This is a genomic window from Pseudoalteromonas sp. TB41 (assembly GCF_000497975.1).
GTDB classification, from domain to species: domain Bacteria; phylum Pseudomonadota; class Gammaproteobacteria; order Enterobacterales; family Alteromonadaceae; genus Pseudoalteromonas; species Pseudoalteromonas tetraodonis.
On sequence record NZ_AUTH01000025.1, the window covers coordinates 1 to 3,690 of the forward strand.

Here is a 3,690-nt window from a genome sequence, read left to right on the forward strand (position 1 = left end):
TCGATTCTCCTTTTAAATTCAACTTAATTGCACCATGAATCAGCCTATCTAAAATAGCATCAGCGTGCGTTGATTCGCCGATCATTTGGTGCCAATTTTCCTGTGGTAACTGACTAATGATGATGTGTGATTTATAACCATATCTAGCATCGACTAATTCAAGTAAGTCGCTTCGTTGCTGAGCACTGAGTGGCTCTAGCCCCCAATCGTCTAAAATAAGTAAGTCGTATTTAATGAGTTTACCCAATAATTTTCGATAACTGCCATCGGCCTGTGCTAGAAATAGACTTTCAAGTAATTCTTTTAATCGAATATAGAAGACACTTTTTCCTTGTAAACAGTGCTCGTGACCCAAGGCACACGCGAGGTAGGTTTTGCCACAGCCTGTGGCGCCTGTAATTAATATATTCTGATGTAAACCCAGCCAGGTGCTTTGGCTGAGGCTGCGTATTTGTGCTTTATCTAGATTGCGCTTCGGCGAGTAAATGAGTTGATTTAACTGACCCGGTACGCGGAATTTTGCTTGTCGCACCAGTCGCTCTATTTTTCTTTGGTCACGCGTATCAATTTCATGTGTTAGCAATAAACTGACGCGCTCTATAAAGCTTTGTTCTTGATATAGGTTTGGCTGTTCAAGCTGCTGCTTGAGTGCTTGCTTTATACCCGATAACTTGAGCAATTGAAGTTGCTGATTAATTGTTTCTATCATGTTTACATTCCTTAATGGTAGTAATCTGTGCCACGTATGTTGCTGTGTGTAATTGGCTTTTCTGGCTCTGTTTGGAGTGTGGGTAATGGTTGTTGGTCTAACCCTTTTTGCAGCATTTGCTTAATAGATCTGTGTGTGGTCGTATTCATGCAAATTGCTCGGTAACATGCTCGCTCGAGGCGTTCTTTTGAATACGTTTTAGCTAAACTTAATACCCCTAAACAGGTGCGATAAGCTTGCTCTGGATGACGTTTGCTATTAAGCAATAATTCAACGACTTGATGAGTATAATCACCGATACTCAATGCCCATGAGCGTAAATTTATCGGTGACTGCTCATGCTGTTTTTGATGCGCCTTTGGCATATGATGTGTCTGTGTCGTATGTCCGCCTAAACGGTTTGAGCGAGGATGCTGTGCTATTAAAGTGCCGTCATAATAAAGCTGCACGAGTTGATTGGATATGTGTGCGCGTAATTGTTTTTTAACCCACAGATAAGGCACGCTGTAGTAATGTTTTTCTATTTCAACATGGTAATCAATATGCACACGTACTGTTTTGATTTGTGTATATTGATAGGGCTTTTCAGGCAATGGCTTTAATGCGTTTTTATCCACCATATCAAATAGCTGTTTGCGTGATTGTTGATATTGCTTCATCACCTTATTGTTCATCATATCCAGTAGCTTTGCTATTTCATGATTGAGTTGCGCTAAGCTGTGGAAGGTTTGGTTACGTAAGCGTGCCATGATCCAACGCTCAACAATTTGTACGCCGACTTCAGCCTTCGATTTATCTTTGGGTTTATAAGGTCTAGCCGGAATGACAGCAACGTTAAAGTACTCGGCTAACTGGTGGTACGTCGGATTTAAATCAGGCTCGTAGCGACAGGTTTTACTGACAGCACTTCTGAGATTATCGGGAATAACAACGTCAGGAACGCCGCCTAAAAATTCAAAGCAACGCGCATGACTCATTACCCAATCTTCAAGTTGCTGACTATACGTTGCTTCAGCATAGGTATAATTTGATGCACCTAGTACAGCAACGAATATCTGAGCAGTGCGCTTTTCTTGTGTCGTCGGACAAGTAATGGTAATTGTGGGGCCACAATAATCCACAAACAGCTTTTCACCCCCTTTATGCTGCTGACGCATTGAGAGTCGCTGGGTACCTAACCATTGTTTATAAGCTCGGCAGAAGTGACTGTAGCTGTAATAAGGCTCACCCACTTTTTCAAGTAACTCATCAAATACGAGCTGTAATGTTAGGTGTTTATGTTGTTTTAAGTCTTTATTGATATTTAACCAGTCAGGCGTTGGGTGTCTTTTTTTACGCGTTGAGAAGCGCTTGAGTTTGGTGTTGAAAAATGTATTTTGCTGTTTATCCTCTGGTATTGGCCATTGATTTAAGCCTAACTCATTGGCCTTTTTAAGGTAATTAGCCACAGTACCAGGTGAAATATTTAAACTTCTGGCAATCTCTCGATGGGATAATTGTGCTGAGTACTTCAGCCGTAAAATGGAATGTAATTTACTCATAGATATAGGTCTTGTTGTCATTGTTGTTATCCTCATCAAACGATTCAGATAACGGTTTAACACACCTACAAAAATGATAAAACGTGAACTCGGTTACGAGTGGTATTAAGCTTTGATCGGCAAAATCATTAAGAGCATAAATGTGATCATTTACAAGTGATTTTAGTGATCAAAGCTTAATGAGAATAAGCGATCAAAGTTAATGCAATTGGGTGATCAAAGCTGGAGAGAATATGCACCTTGGAATAAAAATAAGCTTGTAGGACAAAAGTTACCTCTAAAATTACAGCAAATATGGGCTATCCGAATACGACTGGAACTTTTTCATAAAATAAGAGATCTAGCACTATTTAACCTAGCCATAGATAGCAAACTAAGAGGGTGTGATTTAGTTTCACTAAAAGTTAATGACATTGCACATGGTAAAGCAATCCAATCACGGGCAATAGTCGTTCAAAAAAAGACTGGTATGCCTGTTCAATTTGAAATTACTGGAAATACAAGGAAATCAATTGTGGCGCTCATAGAGCAATTTACTCTCAATTCTTATGATTACTTGTTTAAGTCACGAATTCATTCCTCTGAACACCTTTCAACCCGTCAATATGGACGTATAGTTGACTCTTGGGTCACCTCAATTGGGTTAGATAAGACTCAATATGGCACTCATTCAATGAGACGTACCAAACCATCACTAATTTACAAAAAAACTAAAAATTTAAGAGCCTGTCAGCTTCTACTTGGCCATAGAAAACTAGAGAGCACTGTCAGGTACTTGGGAATAGAAGTTGATGATGCGTTAGAAGTATCAGAACAGATCGATGCTTAAATTTGAACCTAAGCCAGACTCGAAGTTAGAGTCTGGCACGTGCACAGACTGTGTAAAAACTAATTTTTAATAAATTGTCTTGGGTATGTTCTTAGTTTGAAACCATTTAAGATGGTTGCGATCGATTTTTTCTCAGTATCGCAATTTTCTCCGCGCGAGCGAAACTGCTATGGCAACGCTACTCTAATTGCTTTACTTAGGCCGTTAACTCCCATAATTGTTATCATTCTTCTGAAGTTGTAAGCTAGGACATGAAGACTTATTTCTGTCCCCACGCTTTTTAAACCTCGTGTTAGTAAGTGGGTAGCTCCCATCCAGAGTTTAATTGTGCCAAAGGGGTGCTCAACAGTTTGCTTGCGATGAAGCATCAATTCAGGTTCATTCTTTAGCTTTTGAAGCATTTCTTCTGTCAGAATCTCATGCACCCACCGCCTTATTCGCCTAGGGTCTTTTTTAGAGTTAGTGCACTGACTTCTTATTTTACAATCTCGACAAGCAATGTGATTGAAGTAAACATCAAGGTATTTACCTTGCTCAAATACCTGCATTCGATTTTGAAGTTCATTACCAGCGGGGCATAAGTAAATATCTTTATTTGCATCGTATTTGAA

4 protein-coding genes are annotated in these 3,690 nt (G+C 39.6%); 1 reads left to right on the forward strand and 3 read right to left on the reverse strand.

The window, feature by feature from the left end; translation table 11 throughout:
- Together istB and istA are read right to left on the reverse strand one after the other, a co-directional pair.
- Window positions 1–709, reverse strand: a 709-nt coding sequence (istB, locus tag L641_RS0104145; protein ID WP_024600957.1) for an IS21-like element helper ATPase IstB, incomplete at its 3' end; no start/stop codon positions are given.
- An 11-nt stretch (window positions 710–720) separates the two neighbouring features.
- Window positions 721–2,271, reverse strand: coding sequence for an IS21 family transposase (istA, locus tag L641_RS0104150; protein WP_008466912.1), 1,551 nt, complete (start codon window positions 2,269–2,271; stop codon window positions 721–723).
- 181 nt (window positions 2,272–2,452) lie between these two features.
- On the opposite strand from istA, the gene L641_RS0104155 reads away from it, so the two are divergent.
- On the forward strand, window positions 2,453–3,079 hold the full coding sequence (locus L641_RS0104155) for a tyrosine-type recombinase/integrase (RefSeq protein WP_024601212.1): 627 nt from the start codon (window positions 2,453–2,455) through the stop codon (window positions 3,077–3,079).
- Between the two features lie 167 nt (window positions 3,080–3,246).
- On the opposite strand, the gene L641_RS0104160 is transcribed toward L641_RS0104155, so the two are convergent.
- The coding region (locus tag L641_RS0104160; RefSeq protein ID WP_024601213.1) for a transposase at window positions 3,247–3,690 on the reverse strand (444 nt) is incomplete at its 5' end.

What these genes read in the sequence shown, in the direction of transcription:
- istA (WP_008466912.1), bottom strand. Translation starts at nt 2,271, where the DNA reads ATGACAACAAGACCTATATCTATGAGTAAATTACATTCCATTTTACGG.
- L641_RS0104155 (WP_024601212.1), top strand. Translation starts at nt 2,453, where the DNA reads ATGCAATTGGGTGATCAAAGCTGGAGAGAATATGCACCTTGGAATAAA.